Source organism: Geodermatophilus sp. SYSU D00691 (assembly GCF_054050275.1).
The window spans coordinates 1-18,762 of the sequence record NZ_JBJGYZ010000008.1 but is presented as its reverse complement, the minus strand read 5'-3'; the positions used below and the strand labels follow the sequence as shown (position 1 = coordinate 18,762).

At 76.0% G+C, this 18,762-nt stretch carries 16 protein-coding genes and 1 pseudogene; 2 read left to right on the top strand and 15 right to left on the bottom strand.

Translation table 11 applies throughout. From position 1 onward, the window contains the following. Positions 1 to 51 precede the first annotated feature (51 nt). The 4 genes from ACI797_RS07860 to lepA are packed head-to-tail and all read right to left on the bottom strand — an operon-like array spanning position 52 to position 4,996. A complete protein-coding gene (locus ACI797_RS07860) occupies positions 52 to 1,794 on the bottom strand; it encodes an MFS transporter (RefSeq protein WP_456858044.1) in 1,743 nt (580 codons plus the stop codon). Beyond that, a complete protein-coding gene (locus ACI797_RS07855; RefSeq protein ID WP_456858043.1) occupies positions 1,763 to 2,452 on the bottom strand; it encodes an LppX_LprAFG lipoprotein in 690 nt (229 codons plus the stop codon). The genes ACI797_RS07860 and ACI797_RS07855 overlap by 32 nt, the downstream gene beginning before the upstream one ends. Positions 2,453 to 2,507: 55 nt before the next feature. Further along, positions 2,508 to 3,158 carry an MOSC domain-containing protein gene (locus ACI797_RS07850; protein WP_456858042.1) on the bottom strand — a complete coding sequence of 217 codons (651 nt, stop codon included), beginning with the start codon at positions 3,156 to 3,158 and terminating at the stop codon, positions 2,508 to 2,510. After that, entirely contained in the window at positions 3,155 to 4,996 is a 1,842-nt protein-coding gene (lepA, locus tag ACI797_RS07845) for a translation elongation factor 4 (RefSeq protein ID WP_456858041.1), read from the bottom strand. The genes ACI797_RS07850 and lepA overlap by 4 nt, the downstream gene beginning before the upstream one ends. A 99-nt stretch (positions 4,997 to 5,095) precedes the next feature. On the opposite strand from lepA, the gene ACI797_RS07840 reads away from it, so the two are divergent. Both ACI797_RS07840 and rpsT read left to right on the top strand, forming a co-directional pair. Further along, positions 5,096 to 5,764 carry an alpha/beta fold hydrolase gene (locus ACI797_RS07840; RefSeq protein WP_456858040.1) on the top strand — a complete coding sequence of 223 codons (669 nt, stop codon included), beginning with the start codon at positions 5,096 to 5,098 and terminating at the stop codon, positions 5,762 to 5,764. Between the two features lie 190 nt (positions 5,765 to 5,954). Further along, a complete protein-coding gene (rpsT, locus tag ACI797_RS07835) occupies positions 5,955 to 6,221 on the top strand; it encodes a 30S ribosomal protein S20 (protein WP_456538155.1) in 267 nt (88 codons plus the stop codon). Positions 6,222 to 6,302: 81 nt separating this feature from the next. On the opposite strand, the gene ACI797_RS07830 is transcribed toward rpsT, so the two are convergent. From ACI797_RS07830 to ACI797_RS07780, 11 genes and pseudogenes are all read right to left on the bottom strand, one after another. Next, entirely contained in the window at positions 6,303 to 7,253 is a 951-nt protein-coding gene (locus ACI797_RS07830) for an Acg family FMN-binding oxidoreductase (protein WP_456858201.1), read from the bottom strand. Positions 7,254 to 7,381: 128 nt separating this feature from the next. Continuing rightward, the gene (holA, locus tag ACI797_RS07825; protein WP_456858038.1) at positions 7,382 to 8,383 is read right to left on the bottom strand and encodes a DNA polymerase III subunit delta; all 1,002 of its coding nucleotides are present in this window, start codon (positions 8,381 to 8,383) and stop codon (positions 7,382 to 7,384) included. A gap of 307 nt (positions 8,384 to 8,690) precedes the next feature. Continuing rightward, positions 8,691 to 10,052 (bottom strand): annotated as a pseudogene (locus ACI797_RS07820) (ComEC/Rec2 family competence protein); the annotation flags it as partial. Positions 10,053 to 10,735: 683 nt separating this feature from the next. Continuing rightward, positions 10,736 to 11,554, bottom strand: coding sequence for a ComEA family DNA-binding protein (locus ACI797_RS07815; RefSeq protein WP_456858037.1), 819 nt, complete (start codon positions 11,552 to 11,554; stop codon positions 10,736 to 10,738). Between the two features lie 128 nt (positions 11,555 to 11,682). Next, positions 11,683 to 12,588: a DegV family protein gene (locus ACI797_RS07810; RefSeq protein WP_456858036.1), complete on the bottom strand. Its 906-nt coding sequence runs from the start codon at positions 12,586 to 12,588 to the stop codon at positions 11,683 to 11,685. 64 nt (positions 12,589 to 12,652) lie between these two features. After that, on the bottom strand, positions 12,653 to 13,381 hold the full coding sequence (locus tag ACI797_RS07805; RefSeq protein ID WP_456858035.1) for a histidine phosphatase family protein: 729 nt from the start codon (positions 13,379 to 13,381) through the stop codon (positions 12,653 to 12,655). After that, complete coding sequence (gene rsfS / locus ACI797_RS07800; RefSeq protein ID WP_456858034.1) at positions 13,378 to 13,929, bottom strand: ribosome silencing factor; 552 nt, start codon at positions 13,927 to 13,929, stop codon at positions 13,378 to 13,380. Before rsfS ends, ACI797_RS07805 begins: the two co-directional genes overlap by 4 nt. Further along, entirely contained in the window at positions 13,926 to 14,666 is a 741-nt protein-coding gene (nadD, locus tag ACI797_RS07795) for a nicotinate-nucleotide adenylyltransferase (RefSeq protein WP_456858033.1), read from the bottom strand. The genes rsfS and nadD overlap by 4 nt, the downstream gene beginning before the upstream one ends. Before the next feature lie 319 nt (positions 14,667 to 14,985). Beyond that, a complete protein-coding gene (locus tag ACI797_RS07790) occupies positions 14,986 to 16,416 on the bottom strand; it encodes a vWA domain-containing protein (RefSeq protein WP_456858030.1) in 1,431 nt (476 codons plus the stop codon). After that, entirely contained in the window at positions 16,416 to 17,303 is an 888-nt protein-coding gene (locus ACI797_RS07785; protein WP_456538163.1) for an AAA family ATPase, read from the bottom strand. The genes ACI797_RS07790 and ACI797_RS07785 overlap by 1 nt, the downstream gene beginning before the upstream one ends. Positions 17,304 to 17,311: 8 nt before the next feature. Further along, positions 17,312 to 18,565 carry a glutamate-5-semialdehyde dehydrogenase gene (locus ACI797_RS07780; RefSeq protein WP_456858028.1) on the bottom strand — a complete coding sequence of 418 codons (1,254 nt, stop codon included), beginning with the start codon at positions 18,563 to 18,565 and terminating at the stop codon, positions 17,312 to 17,314. Between the last annotated feature and the right edge of the window lie 197 nt (positions 18,566 to 18,762).

The window sequence follows — 18,762 nt, the reverse complement described above, 5'->3', positions numbered from 1 at the left end:
GGGCGCGTGACGCGCCTGCCCCGCACCACCTGCGGGCCGCCGACGAGCACCTCACCTCATCGGTCGAGCACGACTCCCCCGCAGCAGGAGGAGCGCGGCGACGGCGGCCAGCGCCGCGGCGATCGCGGCACCGGCGAAGACGGTGTGCAGCTGGGTGAGGACGGCGGCGTCGGTGGCGGCGTCGTAGGCCGGGCAGGCGGCGGGCGTCCGCGGGCAGAGCTCGACCGGCGAGCCGATGGCGGCCACCTCGGCGGTGAACCGGCGCAGCGCCACCGCCGTCAGCAGCGAGAGGCCGACGAGCATGCCGACGGTCCGGGCCACCACGGCCAGCGCGCTGGCGCTGCCGTGCACGGCGGGGCCGGTGACGGCGAGCAGGACGGCGTTGACCGGCGCGATCGCCAGCCCGAAGCCGAGGCCGGCGGCGAGCAGCACGGCCCAGGAGGCGGCGCCGTCCAGCGACCGCTCGTCCCACCGCGTCATGGCCGCCAGCGCCAGCGCGGTGAGCGCCGTGCCGGCCGCGGCGACGACGCGCGGCGGCACCCGCCGGCACAGCCAGCCGCCGACCACGGCACCGACCGGCACCGCGACGAGCAGCCGGAGCAGCACCAGCGCCGCGCCGAACTGGTCGCCGGGGGTGGTGGTGGCGCGGGCGAACAGGGGGACGTCGACGAGGGCGGCGACGAGCGCGACGCCGACGAGCAGGTTGACCAGCAGGGCGCCCCAGGCGCCGACGGGGCGGAGCGCGGCCAGCGGCAGCACCGGGTCGGCGGTGCGCCGCTCGTGCACGACGAAGGCGACCGCCGCGGCGGCGGCGACCGGCAGCAGCACCGGCCCGTGCGCGACGACCTGGGTGGCCGGGTCGGCCGCGGCGAAGGCCCAGACCAGGCAGCCCAGCGCGACGACGACCAGCAGCGAGCCGACGACGTCGACCTCGCGCGCCAGCCGCCGCAGCCCGCGCAGCGGCAGCACGGCGCCGTCCGGGTGGGTCAGCGAGCGCACGACGGTGGCGACCCCGGCGACGACCGCGACGAGCACCAGCGGGGTCGAGGCCGGGACGGCGTCGACGACCGGCACGTAGAGCAGGCCGAGGGTGACGTCCTCGGCGAGCGCGGCGGGCTCGGCCAGCTGCAGGCCGAGCGCGAGCGACGCGAGCGCGGCGAGCGCCACGCCGACCGGGTCGGGCCGGCGGGCGCGGCCGGTGACCAGCGCGCCGACCGCCAGCGCGAGGCCCAGCAGCAGGTTCAGCCAGAAGATGGCCCGCCAGTCGGCGACGGCGAGCACCGCGGCGCCGGCCAGCGGGCCGAGGACGGCGCCGGCCTCCTGGACCGCGCCGACGACGCCGAGCGGCAGGGCGCGGCGCTCGGGCGGCCAGCGGTCGGCGACCAGGGCCAGCGTGGCGGGCACGAGCCCGCCGGCGCCGACGCCCTGCAGCAGCCGGCCGGCGACCGCGGGACCGAGCGACACCGCCGTCGCCGTCAGCAGGGAGCCCAGGGCGAACAGCAGCAGGCAGCCGACCAGCACCGGCACCCGGCCGCGCAGGTCGGCCAGCCGGCCGAGCAGCGGCAGCGTGGCGGTGTAGCCGAGCAGGAAGCCGCCGACGATGGGGGTGGCCCGCTGCAGCTCGTCGATGCCGACGCCGACGCCGGTGAGGATGTCGGGCAGCGCCAGGACGACGACGTAGGTGTCGGCCGCCGTGACGAGGACGGCGAGCGTCGCGAGGACGACGGCGGCGAGCCCGGGGACCGCCGGCGCGGTCGCCGCGTCAGCCGGTGGGCGGTGCGCTGATCTCGACATCGGCCCCGAAGTCGCTGAGCTCGAGGGTGTAGGTGCCGTCCTCGTCGGCGGTGAAGAAGGGCCCGGTGAGCTCGGCGCGCCGCAGCTCGCCGCTCTCGGTCGCGATGGCGAACCGCGCCCGGACCGCCTGCTCGGGGTCCTCGCTGGTGAGCAGGTCGGCGACCAGCTGCCCGGGCAGCTCGGCGGTCACCTCGCGCACGACCTCGCCGTCCACCCGGCGCTCGTCGCCGAGCTCCGCGTTCTCGGCCTCGGCCAGCAGCTGCGAGATGCCGGTGTCGGGGTCGAGCAGGGCGCCGGGGTCGCCGAAGCCGAACTGCGCGGGATCGATCTCGCTCCAGGCCTGCACGAAGGGCAGCTGGGCGTAGACGGTGCCGTCGACGGAGATGACGTCGAGGTCGGCGGTGGCGCCGGAGGTCTGCACCTGCAGGGTGCCCTGGAAGGAGGCCGGCCGGAGGATGTCGCCCTCGCCGCCGACGAGCAGGGTGCCGGTGGCCGGGGCGCCGTCGCTGCTGAGCACGAAGTGCGCGCTGTCGGCGGCGTCGAGGGTCTGCTTCGCCCGGTCGAGCAGGTCGGGTGCGGACTCGTCGGAGCCGCCACCGCACCCGGCGAGCACCAGCCCCACCGCGAGCAGCCCGGCGCCGGCGCGGCGCAGCAGCATGACGACCTCCCCGTCGCCGGCGGGTCCCGGCGTACCGCGGCGGACAGTACCGGGCTCAGGCGCCCACGCCGGTGCGCGCCGCGATGCGCGCGGCCAGCTTGGGCTGGTCCTTGAGCGGGAGGTGGCGCAGCGCCGGCTCGAGCTCGGGCAGCCGGGCCTGCCGGGTGGTCACGATGCGGAAGGCCTCCCCCACCGTGACCCCGTGGTCGGGGCGGTCGAGCACCAGGACGTCGTCCCCGGCGCCGAGCTCACCGGTCTCCAGCACCCGCAGGTAGGCGCCGGTGGCGCCGTGCGCGGCGAAGCGCTTGACCAGGTCGGGGACGCCCCAGTACCGGGCGAAGTTGGCGCACGGCGTGCGCCAGGCGGTCACCTCGAACAGGGCGGTGCCGATGCGCCAGCGCTCGCCGAGGACGGCGCCGAGCAGGTCGAGGCCGCTGGTGCGCAGGTTCTCGCCGAACCGGCCGGGCGGCAGCTCGCGGCCGAGCTCCCGCTCCCACCAGGCGGCGTCTTCCTGGGCGTAGGCGTAGACGGCCTGGCCCTCGCCGCCGTGGTGCTTCTTGTTGACCTGCACGTCGCCGTCCAGGCCGAGGGGGTGGACGGCGACCCGGCCGGCCACCGGCTGCTTGTCGATGCCGCTGCGGCGGGTGGGCAGCCGGTAGAGGTCGGTGGTGCCGGAGACGCAGACCGCCTCGATCCGGCCGGTCACTTCTTGGAAGCGGTCGACTCGTTGGTGGACAGCGCGGCGACGAAGGCCTCTTGAGGGACCTCGACGCGACCGACCATCTTCATCCGCTTCTTGCCCTCCTTCTGCTTCTCCAGCAGCTTGCGCTTGCGGGTGATGTCACCCCCGTAGCACTTGGCGAGCACGTCCTTGCGGATGGCGCGGACCGTCTCGCGGGCGATCACCCGGGAGCCGACGGCGGCCTGGATCGGCACCTCGAACTGCTGCCGTGGGATGAGCTCGCGCAGCTTGCCGGCCATCATGACGCCGTAGGCGTAGGCCTTGTCCTTGTGCACGATCGCGCTGAACGCGTCGACGGGCTCGCCCTGCAGCAGGATGTCGACCTTGACCAGCTGCGACTCCTGCTCGCCGGCCTCGGTGTAGTCGAGGGAGGCGTAGCCGCGGGTGCGCGACTTCAGCGCGTCGAAGAAGTCGAAGATGATCTCGCCGAGCGGCAGCGTGTAGCGCAGCTCGACGCGGGACTCGGACAGGTAGTCCATGCCGGTCAGCGAGCCGCGGCGGCTCTGGCAGAGCTCCATGATCGTGCCGGTGTAGTCGCTCGGCGCGATGACCGTGGCGTTGACGACCGGCTCGTAGATCGTGGCGATCTTGCCGCTGGGCCAGTCGCTGGGGTTGGTCACCGTGTGCTCGGTGCCGTCCTCCATGACCACGCGGTAGACGACGTTGGGCGCGGTGGAGATGAGCGACAGCCCGCTCTCGCGCTCCAGCCGCTCGCGGACGATCTCCAGGTGCAGCAGGCCGAGGAAGCCGACCCGGAAGCCGAAGCCGAGCGCGGCGGAGGTCTCCGGCTCGTAGACCAGGGCGGCGTCGTTGAGCAGCAGCTTGTCCAAGGCCTCCCGCAGCAGCGGGTACTCGCTGCCGTCGATCGGGTAGAGGCCGGAGTAGACCATCGGCTTGGGGTCGCTGTAGCCGCCGATCGGCTCGGCGGCCGGCTTGTTCTGCAGGGTGACCGTGTCGCCGACGCGGGACTGGCGGACGTCCTTCACGCCGGTGATGAAGTAGCCGACCTCGCCGACGCCGAGGCTGTCGACCGGCTTGGGTTCCGGAGAGATGACGCCGATCTCGAGCAGATCGTGGACCGCGCCGGTGGACATCATCCGGATCCGCTCGCGGGCGGAGATGCGGCCGTCGACGACGCGGACGTAGGTGATGACGCCGCGGTAGATGTCGTAGACGGAGTCGAAGATCATCGCCCGGGCAGGGCCATCGGCGTCGCCGACCGGCGCCGGGATCTCGGCGACGATCTTGTCCAGCAGCTCGGGGACGCCCTCGCCGGTCTTGCCGCTGACCCGCAGCACGTCGCCGGGGTCGCAGCCGATGATGTGCGCGATCTCGGCCGCGTACTTCTCCGGCTGCGCGGCCGGCAGGTCGATCTTGTTGAGCACCGGGATGATGTGCAGGTCGTTCTCGAGGGCCAGGTAGAGGTTGGCCAGCGTCTGCGCCTCGATGCCCTGGGCGGCGTCGACGAGCAGGACGGCGCCCTCGCAGGCGGCCAGGCTCCGGCTCACCTCGTAGGTGAAGTCGACGTGCCCCGGGGTGTCGATCATGTCGAGGACGTACTCGGTGCCGTCGACCTGCCACGGCAGCCGCACGTTCTGCGCCTTGATGGTGATGCCGCGCTCGCGCTCGATGTCCATGCGGTCGAGGTACTGGGCGCGCATCTGCCGTGCCTCGATGATCCCGGTGACCTCGAGCATCCGGTCGGCCAGCGTCGACTTGCCGTGGTCGATGTGGGCGATGATGCAGAAGTTCCGGATGCGGGCCGGGTCGGTGGCAGCAGGAGTCGTCACAGTGCTGCCCATCGTCCCACGGTCCGGGCGATCCCTCCGACGGCGGCGCGGCGCAGCTGACAGGGTGTCGGCGGTGGAGCACCGGATCGCCGTTGCCGAGGGCGTGTCGCTGTGGGCGGAGGACCGGGGCGACAAGGCCGGCACGCCCGTCCTGCTGGTCATGGGCGTCAACGCCAGCGGGGCCACCTGGCCGCCGACGCCGTCCGGGTGCTCGACGCGCTGGGCACCGAGCGGGCGCACGTGGTGGGGATGTCGATGGGCGGCACCCTGGTGCAGCTGCTCCTGCTCGACGCCCCGGAGCGGCTGCTGAGCGCGACGCTGTTCGCGACCTCCGCCCTCGGCGCCGGGCTCGCCGACGTCGCCGGGGAGTCCGAGCTGCCCGGCCCGGACCCGCGGCTGCTGGAGCTCTGGCAGACGATGGGCGAGGAGCGGGACGAGGCCGCGGAGCTGGACTGGCGGGTGGCGCACTGGCGTCTCCTGGACGGCGGGGTGCTGCCGTTCGACGAGGCGGAGTTCCGGGCGCTCGAGGAACGTGTGATCGCCCACAGCGGGTCCGCGAGCAACCCGTCGGCGCACGCGCTGGCCGACCAGGCCGACCAGGCCGACCAGGCCGACCAGGCCGGCCTGGACCGGGCCGCGGAGCTGGCCGCGGTGCGGGTGCCCACGCTGGTGATCGAGGCACCGGAGGACCCGGTCAACCCGCCGCCGCACGCGGCGCACCTGGCCTCGGTGATCGGTTCGGCGCGGCTGGAGGTCGTCCCGGGCATGGGCACGCGCTGAGCGGCCGGATCGTCGATCCGCTGACCGCTCTCCTCTCGGCGCACCTCGACGCGGTGGACGCTGCGGCGGCCGCCGGACGCGGGTTGGGCTGACCGCGACGACGCTGGTAACCTGGCAGGCCGGTCCGCGTGCGCACGTGCGCCCGGACGTTGGACAGCAGGCATCCCCTTCCAGACACCGAGGCTCACGCGTGGCGAACATCAAGTCCCAGATCAAGCGGAACAAGACCAACGAGCGGCGCCGGCAGCGCAACGTCGCGGTCAAGTCCGCCCTGAAGACGGCGGTCCGGCGGTTCCGCACCGCTGCTGACGCCGGGGACGCCGAGGCTGCGGCCACCGCGCTCGCGACCGCCAGCAAGGCGCTCGACAAGGCGGCCAGCAAGGGCATCATCCACAAGAACCAGGCCGCCAACCGCAAGTCGGGCATGGCCAAGCAGCTCACCAGCATCCAGGGCTGAGCTCCCCGCACCGCTCGCGCGAGCCCTCGTCCCTCCCGGGGACGGGGGCTCGTCGCATGTCGGGGGGCCACCGGCCCGGGATCACACGCCGTCGCAGACCTCCTCCAGCGGGCGGCGGGGCGCAGGGTGCGGCGGTCGGACCGGCACGCCGAGCCGGAGGACCAGCTGGGGGTGGCCGGTGAGGCGCAGCGCCTCGCGCAGGCGGGGGCGCAGGGCGGCGACCTGGCAGGGCTGGTTGGCGTAGCCCGCGAGCACGCCGTCGCGGGCCGCCTCCAGCAGGGCGCGCTCGACCGCCTGACCTGTCGCCAGCCAGCTCCGGACGTCGTCGTGCTCGGTGGCCAGGACGACGACGACCGGCGACCGGCGCGTCAGCTCCGCGTCCTTGCCGGCGGTGCCCGCGCCCACGTCCACGTGCGAGACGACGAACCGGGTCAGCGCACCGGTGACCGGCGGCACGGTCAGGCCGTCGCCGCGGCGACGGGGATGCATCCACGCAGCGAGCTCACGCCGCCACGACGGGTCGTCGAACTGGGCCCGGTCGCCCGCGGCCACCAGGTCCGCCAGCGCGGCGCGGTCCACGTCGCCGGTCACGACCTGGAAGGCCACCCCCAGGTCGGCGCAGCCCCGCGCCATCCGGGCCAGCGTGCCGTCGGCCGGTCCGCCGGCGAACTGCTCGCGGCACGTGTGGCGGGCGGGGATCGCCGCTGCCAGCTCCAGCTCCGCCCGGTCACCTGCTGCACGCAGGACCACCCGCGCCAGCAGGTCCGTGTCGTCGGGGTCGGGCACCACCTCGACCGCCGGCTCGAGGCCGCCGGCCCGCGCCGCGACGACCAGGTTCGCCAGCGCGGCTCCGCAGCTGATCGTGAGTTCGCGGTCGACGGGGTCGTTGACCGGCAGCGCGCGGGTGCGGTCGGCGAGGAGGTCGACAGTGCCGCCTCGAACCCGGAACCTCCACGGCTGGGTGTTGTGTGACGACGGAGCGAGCGTCGCGGCCTCGACGGCCCTCCTCGTGCCGGTGAGCAGCTCGGTCATCAGCACCTCCCGCGGCCCACCGTCGCCGCGCGCGGACGGCCGGACCAGTGGCGATGGCCCTGCCCCGACGGGCCGAAAGGGCGGCGCGCCCGCCTCCGAGGGCGACGGCCGCTCGGCCGGATCGCCGGTCAGCGCCCGCGGACGGCGCGGTCCCGGCGGGTCTCGGTGCGGATCTCGATGATCCGGCGGACCGCCCGCTCGAGGGCGTAGTCGGCGCTGGCCGCCGCACCCTTGACGTCGGCGTTCAGCTCGGCGGTGACGCCGATGGCCCGCTGCAGCCCGTCGATGCTCCAGCCGCGGGACTGCGCCTGGGCCCGCTTCACCTTCCAGGGCGGCATCTTCAGCGCCCGGGCCAGGTCGCCGGGGTTGCTGCTGTTCAGGCTGGCCACCCGGGCCGCCGTCCGCACGCCGTCGGCGATGGCGTCGGCGATGAGCACGTGCGCGACGCCGCGCTCGAGGGCCCAGCGCAGCGTCTCCACGGCCCCCTGCCGGTCGCCCACCAGCACCTTCTCGGCCACGGTGAATCCGGTGACCTCGGCCTGGCCGCGGTGGAAGCGGGCGACCGCGTCGGCGTCGATCGTGCCGCCGAAGTCGGAGACCAGCTGGCTGGCCGCCGAGGACAGCTGCCGCAGGTCGTTGCCGACCGCCTCGACCAGCGCGGCCAGGGCGTCGGCGGTGATCCGCCCGCCCGCGGACCGCACCTCGTTGCGCACGAAGTTGGCGCGGTCGCCGGGTGAGGTGATCTTGGGGCACTCGTCGACCGCGGCGCCGGCGGCCTTGAACGCCTTGACCAGCGCCTCGTTGCGCTTGCCGCCGGCGTGCACGATCACCAGCGTCAGGTCGGGATCGGGGTCCTCGGCGTAGGCGGTCAGCGCGTCGGCCAGCGCGCCCGCCGCCTCGTGCACACCGTTGACGGTGACCAGCCGGTGCCCGCCGAACAGCGACGGCGCCAGCACGTCGGCGAGGTGGCCCACGGGGAGGCCGGCGGCCACGAGGTCGTGCTCCTCGGCGTCGGGGTGGCGCTCGAGCACCGCGGCGCGCACGGCGCTGACCGCGCGGGCGCGCAGCAGCTCCTCCTCCCCCACCACGACCCGGATCCGGGAGGTCGGTGCCGGAGGTGCCGCTGCCACGCCTGCATGGTGTCACGGCGCGCCGACGGTCCTGGCCCGGCGCGGGGGTGGCGACCGCGACGCCCCACTCCTCCGCGGTGCCGGCGACGGCGACGTCGCCCTGGCGGTCGGTGCGGTACACCCGCATCCCGTCGCGGGCCAGCAGGCGCAGCGCGGTGGCGGTCGGGTGACCGTAGCCGTTGTCGGCGCCGACCGACACCAGCGCCACCCGTGCACCGCTCGCGGCGAGGAAGGCCGGGTCGACGTCGGCGCTGCCGTGGTGCGGCATCTTGAGCACGTCGGCGCGCAGGTCGACGCCGCGGGCGAGCACGCGGGCCTGCGCCTGGGCGCTGAGGTCGCCGGTGAGCAGCACCCGCACCCCGTGCACCGTGACGCGGGCGACCACCGAGAGGTCGTTGGGCTCGGCGCCTGCGGTGGCGATCTCCGGTGGGGGCGCCAGCACTTCCAGCCGCGCCCTCCCGAGGGTGCGCCGGTCCCCGGGCACCAGGACCTCGCGGCGGGCGCCGGACGCGGCCGTGAGCCGGTCGACGGCGGCGCCCCGCTCGTCGGCCGGGGACAGGGTGCCGGTCGCCACCACGTCCACCCGGCGGCCGCCGAGCGCCCCGGCGAGGCCGCCGGCGTGGTCGGCGTCGAGGTGGGACAGCAGGACCATGCGCAGCCGGTCGACGCCCAGCCGGTCCAGGCACCGGTCCACCGCGCCGACGTCGGGCCCGGCGTCGACGAGCAGCGCCTCCCCCGGGCCGGTCGGGAGGACGAGGGCGTCGCCCTGGCCGACGTCGCAGGCGACGGCCACGGTGGACGGCGGCGGCCACCCGCGCACCGCCTGGCGCAGCGGCCAGCCGAGCACGACCAGGCCGACCACCACCGCCAGCGCGAGCGGGCGCGTGCGCGGGAAGCGCCACAGCACGGCGGCGCAGACCAGGAGCAGCACGGTGAGACCCACCGCGCCCGCGGTGCCGGCGGTCCACCCCACGGCGGCGTCGGGCAGCGCCGCGCCGCGCTCGGCGACGACCACCAGCCAGCGCACCGGCCAGCCGGCCAGCCACACCAGGACGTCGCCGGCTACCGGGCTCACCGGGGCGGCCAGCGCCGCGAGCAGCCCCAGCACGGTGGCCGGGGCGACGGCGGGCGCGGCGAGGAGGTTGGCCGGGAGCGAGACCAGGCTGACCTGCCCGCTCAGCGCGGCCACGAGCGGCGCGGTCGCCAGGCCGGCCGCCGCGCTGACCGCGAGCGCGTCGGCGACCGGCGTCAGGACACCCCGGTGGCGCAGGGCCCGGGACCAGCGGCGGGCGACGAGGACGATCGCGGCCGTGGCGGCGACGGAGAGCGCGAACCCGGCGTCGGCGGCCAGCGCCGGCTCCACCAGCAGCAGGACCAGTACCCCGGCGCACAGCGCCGGCACCGCGGCCCGCTCCCGCCCCGAGGCGAGGGCGATCAGCACGACCGCGCCCATGGCCGCGGCCCGGAGCACGCTCGCGCTCGGCCCGGCCAGCACCACGAAGCCGGCGAGGCCGGCCGCGCCGACCAGCGCCTGCACCCGCCGGTCGACCGCCCGGCGGCGCAGCGGCCACAGCACGCCCGCGACCACGATCGCCACGTTGGCCCCCGAGACCGCGGTCAGGTGCGCCAGGCCGGTGCGCCGGAAGTCCTCCCGGAGCACCGGGTCCATGCCGCTGGTGTCGCCGACCACGAGCCCCGGCAGCAGGCCCGCCGGTCGCGGCGGGAGCACCCGTGCCGACGACGCGGCCAGGCCCTCGCGCACGCCCGCGGCGACGCGCTGCGCCCGCCCCGGCGCCCCGACGAGCTCCGGCGCGCCCCGCGCGCCGAGCACGGCCACCAGGTGCCCGTCGCGGGGCAGGGACGCACGCACCAGCGCCCGCACCGGCTGACCGGGCGGCAGGTCGGCCCAGGCCTCGGCGGGGGCGAACAGCAGGACGTCGTCGTCCACCCGGGTCGTCGTCCCGCCCACCCGGACCGCGCGCACGGTCGCGTCGGCGACGACGCGGGAGGCGCCCGCGCCGGTCAGCCGCCGCGGCACGTCGTCGAGCACCACCTGCACCTCGACGGTCCGGTCCCGCTCAGCGGCGGCGCGCAGCGGAGAGGCGTCCCGCTGCAGACCGCGGACCGCACCGGCGGTCGCAGTGAGGGCGAGCGCGGCGAGCACGCCCAGCGCGACCAGCGCCGGCGCCCGGCGGCTCCGGACGGCCAGACCAAGCCCGACCACCCCCGCGGCCGCGGCGACCACCGCCAGCGCCCGCACGGGCGCGAACGGGACCGCCAGGGTGGCGAGCCAGGAGGCGGCCGCCGCGGGGACGAGCCGCAGGTCCAGCCACGTCCACCGCGCGCCGGTGCTCACACGGTCACCAGGTCCGCGAGCTGGGCGTAGATCGCCGGGCCGATGCCCGGCACGTCGTCGAGCTGCTCGATGCTGGCGAAGCGGCCCTGCCGGTCGCGGTGGGCGACGATGCGCTGGGCCAGCACCGGGCCGATGCCGGGCAGGGCGTCCAGGTCGGCCTCGGTGGCGGTGTTGAGGTCCACCAGGCCACCGCCGGCGGTCTCGTCGGCCGCGGTCCCGCCAGCCGGACCGGCGGCCGCGCCCGCCACGCCCACCGCCACCTGCTGGCCGTCGGTGACCACCGCGGCGAGGTTGACCGAGGCCGGATCGGCCTCCGGCAGCAGCCCGCCGGCGGCGGCGATCGCGTCGGCCACCCGAGCGCCGGTCGGCAGCGTGACCAGCCCCGGCCGTGCGACCAACCCCACGACCGACACCACGGCGGTCGTCGCCGTCTCGGCGGCCTCGCCCACCTCGGGGGTGGCCGGTGCGGTGGTGCCGCCGGGCTCGGCCGGCTCGACGGGTTCGACGCGGGGGCGGTCCAGCCAGGTCCAGACGACGAGCAGCAGCGCGGCGAGCAGTCCGGCGAGCCACAGCGCGCGGGCACCGCGACGGCCGGGGTCGAGCCGCACGGCCGTCGCGGGCGCCCGGTGCCTGCCGATGCCGGGTGGCGCTCCCCCGCCGTCCTCGTCCGCGTCCTCCGGCTCCGGCTCCGGTGGATCGGGGTCGGGGTCGTCGTCGGGCACCCAGCCGCCGGCCCGCTCGCTCTCGGCCAGGAGGGCGCGCAGCCGGGCGCGGATCACGTCGGCGTCGTCGATGCGGCGGGAGGAGGAACGCACCGGCGCGACGCTAGGGACCGGGCAGCCGTCCGGGCGGCGCTCAGGCGGATCTGTGGACGCCGCCCCCGGCTGTGGACGACGGACGGCGCGCGGCCCGGGCGTGGGGCAGGGTGCCCGCCGTGCCGTCCTCACTCCGCCGCGGGCTCTCCCCGGTCGTCGTCCTCGGCCGGGCCGTCCGGCGCCTCCTCGGCGGGCGCCGGCACCACCACGACGCCCACCGCGCCGGGGCCGACGTGCGCGCCGATCGCGGCGCCCAGCTCGCTGACGTACAGCTCCTTGGCCTCCGGCAGCCGCTGGCGCAGCTCGGCGGCGAGGCGCTCGGCCCGCTCCGGCGCCGCCAGGTGGTGCACCGCGAGAGAGGCGGGGCCGGTGCCGGCCGTCTCGACCGCCCGCTGCACGAGCCGGTTGAAGGCCCGGGCCGAGGTGCGCACCTTCTCGAGGGGGACGACCTTGCCGTCGACGACGTGCAGCACCGGCTTCACGGCCAGCGCGGAGCCGAGGATGGCGGCGGCGGCACCGATCCGGCCGCCCCGGCGCAGGTGCTCCAGGGTCTCGACGACGAACAGCGTCCTGGTGGCCGCGGCGGTGTCGCGGGCCGCGTCCGCGACCGCGCCGGCGGGGGCGCCGTCGGCCGCGGCGCGGGCGGCGGCCAGGACGGCGAAGCCCGTGGCCATCGCGGTCGCCCGCGAGTCGATCACCGTGACCACGTGCTCGCCGACCTGCGCGGCGGCCAGCCGTGCGGCGTCCCAGGTGCCCGACAGCTCCGCGGACAGGTGCACCGAGACGATCCGGTCGGCGCCGCCGTCGAGGCAGCGGCGGTAGGCGGCCACGAAGTCGCCGGGGGTCGGGCGGGAGGTCGACACCTGGCCGCGGGCGGAGAGGGTGGCGGCGACGTCGTGGGGCCCGATGTCGCGGCCCTCGCTGCCCGAGCGGCCGGGCAGCACCACGTACAGCGGCACGACCTCGATGCCGTACCGCTCCACGAGGTCCGCGGGCAGGTAGGCCGTCGAATCGGTGACGACGGCGACGGACACCGGGCGAGGCTAGCCCGCCTGCGCGCCGATGCCGCACCAGCGGCGGCGAGGTCGCCCGAAAGGCTCAGACGGCGTCGGCGTCGGTGGGCCGCGTCGGCGCGCCTTCCTCGGGCGTCGCCCCCGCCCGCGGTGCGGCACCCGGTGCCGGACCGGCGCCCTCGACGCCCGCCGGCACCCAGCTGTTGTGGCGGACCAGCCGCCAGCGCGGGTCCTGGAAGCGCAGCTCGCTCCACGCGCAGTTGGCGAGCGGACCGAACACCCGCCGGTGCTCCGGGCCCAGCCCCAGCACTGCCTCGAGCATCCGGCCGGCCGTACCGCCGTGCGTCACGACGACGGCCACCGCGGCCGGCGGCAGGTCGGCGAGGGCGGCCAGGGCGCGCTCGGCGACCTGCGCGGCCTCCTCCCCGCCGCGGCCGAGCACCGGACGGCCGGCCATCCAGTCGGCGTACTGGTCGGGGTAGCGCTCGGCGACCTCGTCGCGGGTCAGGCCCTCCCAGCAGCCCAGGCCGTGCTCGCGCAGCCGGGCGTCCACGCGCAGCGGGATCCCGAGCACCTCGGTGAGCGCGCCGGCGGTCTCGACGGCCCGCCCGAGGTCGCTGGACACCACGACCGCGTCACCGGCCGGCAGCACCCCGGCCAGGAGCGGGGCCGCCCGGGCGGCCTGCCGGCGGCCCTCGTCGTCCAGCGGCGGATCCAGCTGGCCCTGGAAGCGGCCGGTCGCGTTCCACTCCGTGCGGCCGTGCCGCCAGAGCACCAGACGCGGTACCGGCAGCGTGGCGGGCGCGGCGGTCACCGCTCGGTCGGGTCCGCGGCCGGCGGGGGCTCCAGCGGGGTCGGGTCGGCGCTGCCCGGGTCGACGTCGTCGGCGGACAGCGTGCCCACCCCGTCGCCGGCGGCGGGGCCGCCGACGGCCGGGCCGCCGGAGATCGTGCCGCCGGAGATCGTGCCCCCGGTGTCGATGCCGGCCGCGTGCCGGGCGGCGTCGCGGTCGACGAACGGGATGGTCGGGCAGTCCTTCCAGAGCCGCTCGAGCGCGTAGTACGCCCGCTCCTCGGCGTGCTGGACGTGCACCACGACGTCGACGAAGTCGAGCAGCACCCAGCGGGCCTCGGCCACGCCCTCGCGGCGGACCGGCTTGATGCCCTGCCGGCGCAGCCGCTCCTCGACCTCGTCGACGATCGCCTGCACCTGCCGCTCGTTGGGAGCGGAGGCGAGCACGAACGCGTCGGTGATGGCCAGCCGGTCGCTCACGTCGACGATCGAGACGTCGGTGGCGAGCTTGTCGGCGGCGGCCTGGGCGGCGACCAACGCGGTCTCGCGCGCCTCGGTGGAGGCGGTCATCGGGGCACCTCGACTGCGTGGGGGGACGGTGGTTCGGACGACGGGGGGCGGCCGGGTCCGCCGTTGGCCGACGGTGGCGGCCGGTCGTAGGTCGGGCGGTCACCGGCGGGGCGGCCGTCGAGCACGTCGCCGGCCCGACGGGCGGGGCGGCCCTGGCGGTAGAGCCCGCGCTTCTCGATGTACTGGACGACCCCGTCGGGCACGAGGTACCAGACCGGCATGCCGCGGGCGACGCGCTCGCGGCAGTCGGTGGAGCTGATCGCCAGCGCGGGCACCTCGACGAGGCTCACCACGCCCTCGGGCAGGTGGGCGTCGGCCAGCGTGAACCCGGGCCGGGTGACGCCGATGAAGTGCGCCAGCGAGAAGCACTGCTCGCTGTCGCGCCAGCTGAGGATCTGGGAGAGGGCGTCGGCGCCGGTGATGAAGAAGAGCTCGGAGTCGGGCCGCTGGACCTTCAGGTCGGTGAGCGTGTCGATGGTGTACGTCGGCCCGCCGCGGTCGATGTCGACCCGGCTCACCGAGAAGCGCGGGTTGGAGGCGGTCGCGATGACCGTCATGAGGTAGCGGTCCTCGGCCGGGGCGACCTCGCGGTCGCTCTTCTGCCACGGCTGACCTGTGGGGACGAACACCACCTCGTCGAGGCCGAACAGCCCGGCGACCTCGCTGGCGGCCACCAGGTGGCCGTGGTGGATGGGATCGAACGTCCCGCCCATCACCCCGATCCGCCCACCTGCCACCGATCGAGCCTAACCGGTGCTCGTCGGGGCCGGTCCGCGCGGGACCGGCCCCGACGGGCCGCCACCGTCCCGCCCGGGCGGGGACCGGTGTGCGACCGGCTCCCCCGTGCAGCCGGTCGCCGTCCGCCGGCGTTCCCGGGTGGGCCGCCGGGGAGGACGGGGGCCGCCGGTGTGGAGCAACGGCACCGCACTGGAGAACGCCACGCGTGTCGTTCGGTTACGAGCCCGGCCGGAGATGGGCTCCCGGGCGTGTCGAGGTGCCGACATGTCGCCGTGTCGACGAGACGACACGGCGGCAGGTCGCCCGGAGCGGCGCGGCTCAGAGGGTGGTGACGAAGTCCGCGAGCTGGGCGGCGTTGCGGCACTCGACCATGTCGATGACCTCGCCGTACTGGTCGGCGGCGGAGTCGCCGCTCCCCCACAGCCGCTGCGGCTCGGGGTTCAGCCAGTGCGCCGACCGGCTCCGCTTCACCATCTCGGCGAGCACCGGCAGGCCCGGGCGGCGGTAGTTGGTGCGCCCGTCCCCGAGCACGAGCAGCGACGACTTCGGCCCCAGCGCCGTCGGCCACCGGTCGAGGAACACCTCGAACGCGTTGCCGTAGTCGCTGTGCCCGTCGAAGGAGACGACGTCGGCCTCCCGCCCGATCCGGGACACCGCGTCGACGACGTCGGCGCCGGGCCGGAAGAAGCGGGTGACCTCGTCGGTCGAGTCGACGAAGGCGAACGCCCGCACGCCGGTGAAGTGCTCGCGCAGCGCCTGGGTGAGCATCAGCGTGAAGTGGCTGAACCCGGCGACCGAGCCGGAGATGTCGCAGAGCACCACGAGCTCGGGCTTGTGCACCTTGCGCGGCCGGTGGTGGGTCACGACCGGCACGCCGCCGGTGCCCAGCGACGCCCGCACCGTCTTGCGGAAGTCCAGCCGCCCCTCCCGGCCGTGCCGGCGCCGCGCCGACAACCGCACCGCCAGCCGGCGGGCCAGCGGCGCCACCGTCCGGCGCAGCTCGGCCAGGTCCGACTGCTGGGCCCGCAGGAAGTCCACCTGGTCGGCCAGCGGCCGCACCGCGCTCTTGGCCACCCGGTCGCGGCCGCGCTGCTCGGCCGAGCGCCGCCGCACCTCTGCCTCCACCGCCGCCCGGAACGCCGCCAGCCGCTCGCGGATCGTCTGCCGCGCCACCTGCTCGGCCAGCCCGCCGCGCTCCCCGCCGTTCAGCAGGCCCGCGAGCAGCTGGGAGACCAGCGTGTCCGGGGAGAGCGCCCGCATCACCCGGTAGCTGAAGAACGACTGCCCCGACGGCGACGGTGCCGCCTGCCCCAGCAGGTCGACCGCCTGGCGGGCGAAGCGCCGCAGCGCCTCGTCGTCGCCGTCGAGGAGGAGCTGCAGCAGCTGCTCGCGCATCAGCTCGGTCATCCGGCCGGGGTCGCCGTCGTCGGGCAGGTCCAGCGTCGTCCCGGGCTCGCCGTCGCCGTCCCCGCCGGACGGCTCGCCGGCCGCCGGCCGGTCGCCCAACGGCCACCACAGGTCGAACAGCACGTCGTAGGCCGGGCGCTGCGCGGCCCGCTGCAGCAGCACCGCCGCCAGCCCGTGCCGCAGCTGCTCGCGGTCGAGCAGGTCCACCGCGGTGAGGATCTCGGCCGCGTCGACCGCCTGGCTGATCCCGACCGGGATCCCGGCCTCGCGGACCGCGCGCACGAAGCCGTCGAGGTGCCCGGCGAGCCCACCGGGCTCCCGCGAGGTGGACGGCGCGCTCATCAGTTCAGCCGCAGCTCGGCCGCGGCCCGCTCCTGGTCGCTGGCGTGCTTGAGCACCACGCCCAGAGTCGACCTCACGGCGCCCTCGTCGAGGGTGTCCAGGCCCAGTTCCAGGAGGGTCTGCGCCCAGTCCAGCGTCTCGGAGATCGACGGCGACTTCTTCAGCTCCAGCGCTCGCAGCGCCCGGATGGTCCGCACCAGCTGCTCGGCCAGCCCCGGCGCCAGGTCGGGCACGCGGGAGAGCACGATCTCCCGCTCCCGCTCGGCCGACGGGTAGTCCAGCGCGAGGTACAGACAGCGCCGCTTGAGCGCCTCCGACAGCTCGCGGGTCGCGTTCGAGGTGAGGACGACGGTGGGCCGGCGGGCCGCGGTGACCGTGCCGAGCTCGGGGATGGTGACCTGGAAGTCGCTGAGCACCTCCAGCAGCAGGCCCTCCACCTCGACGTCGGCCTTGTCGGTCTCGTCGACGAGCAGCACGGTCGGCTCGGTGCGCCGGATCGCGGTCAGCAGCGGCCGGGAGAGCAGGAACTCCTCGCCGAAGATGTCGTCGTGCACTGTGTCCCAGTCGGCGCCGTCCGTGCCCTGCGCCGCCTGGATTCGCAGCAGCTGCTTCTTGTAGTTCCACTCGTACAGCGCCCGGGCCTCGTCGAGGCCCTCGTAGCACTGCAGCCGGATCAGCTCCGAGCCCGTCGCCGCCGCCAGCGCCTTGGCCAGCTCGGTCTTGCCGGTGCCCGCCGGCCCCTCGACCAGCAGCGGCTTGCCCAGCCGGTCGGCGAGGAAGACGGTCGTGGCGATCTGCGCGTCGGGCAGGTAGCCGGCCGTCGACAGCCGCTTGCTGACGTCCGCGACCGAGGAGAACTGCGGGGACTGCGTCGGCGGGAGGGGCAAAGGAACTCCTAGCGGGTGTGGCCGTTCCCGGTGACCACGTAGGTGGTCGAGGTCAGTTCCGGCAGCCCCAGCGGCCCCCGGGCGTGCAGCTTCTGCGTGGAGATGCCGATCTCGGCGCCGAACCCGAACTCGCCGCCGTCGGTGAACCGGGTCGAGGCGTTCACCATCACCGCGGCCGCGTCCACCCCGGCGGTGAACGCCGCGATCGCCGTCGCCGAGTCGGCGACGATCGCCTCGGTGTGCCCGGTGCTCCACCGGGCGATGTGGTCCAGCGCGGCCGGCAGGTCGTCCACGACGCGCACGGCCATGTCCATCGACAGGTACTCGGTCGCCCAGTCCTCGTCGGTGGCCGGGCGGACGGCGTCGTGCGCTGCCCGGGCGGCGTCGTCGCCGTGCAGCGTCACGCCGGAGCCGGCCAGCGCGGCGAGCAGCCGCGGCAGGAACGGTACGTCGCGGTGCACGAGCAGCGTCTCGGCGGAGTTGCAGACGCTCACCCGGTGCGTCTTGGAGTTGAGGACGACGGCCTCGGCGATCGCCGGATCGGCGGACGCGTCGACGTAGACGTGGCAGTTGCCCTCGCCGGTCTCGATCACCGGCACCTTCGCCTCGTTGACCACCCGCTGGATCAGCGAGCCGCCGCCGCGCGGGATGACGACGTCGACGAACCCGCGGGCGCCCAGCAGCTCCCCGACCGACGCCCGGTCGGCCGGCAGCAGCTCGATCGAGCCCTCGGGCAGCCCGGCCTTGGCCGCCGCCTCGGTCATCACCGCCACGAGCACCGTGTTGGTGCGGAACGCCGACGCCGAGCCCCGCAGCAGCGCCGCGTTGCCGCTCTTCAGGCACAGGCCCGCGGCGTCGACGGTCACGTTGGGCCGCGCCTCGTAGACGATGCCGACCACGCCGAGCGGCACCCGGACCTGCTTGAGCTCCAGCCCGTTGGGCAGCCGCGACCCGCGGACGACGTCGCCGACCGGGTCGGGCAGCGCGATGAGGGTGCGCAGCGCGTCGGCGACCCCGGCCACCCGGCCGGCGTCCAGGCGCAGCCGGTCGACCGTCGACTCCGGCGTCCCGTCGGCGCGGGCGGCGGCCACGTCGGCGGCGTTGGCCTCGAGGATCTCGTCCGCCCGCTCGACCAGCGCGTCGGCGATGGCGGCCAGGGCGCCGTCCTTCACGTCGGTGGGCAGGGTCCGCAGCACGCGGGAGGCCGCGCGCGCACGCAGCGCGGCGGCACCGATCAGCGGCAGGTCGGCGACGTCGGGCACGTCCGCGAGGGTACGCGGCCCGGTTCGCCCCCAGAACTCAGCGCGGTCGGGCCCCGGCGGGGATCAGCTCAGGTGGTTTCTAGGAGCGGTCGCAACACCGCTGTTGTGATCGTGGGTCGAGAGTAGGGCGGCCATCGCCTCGGCCGGGGTGCGCCAGCCCAGGGTCTGGCGGGGGCGGCCGTTGAGTTCGTCGGCGA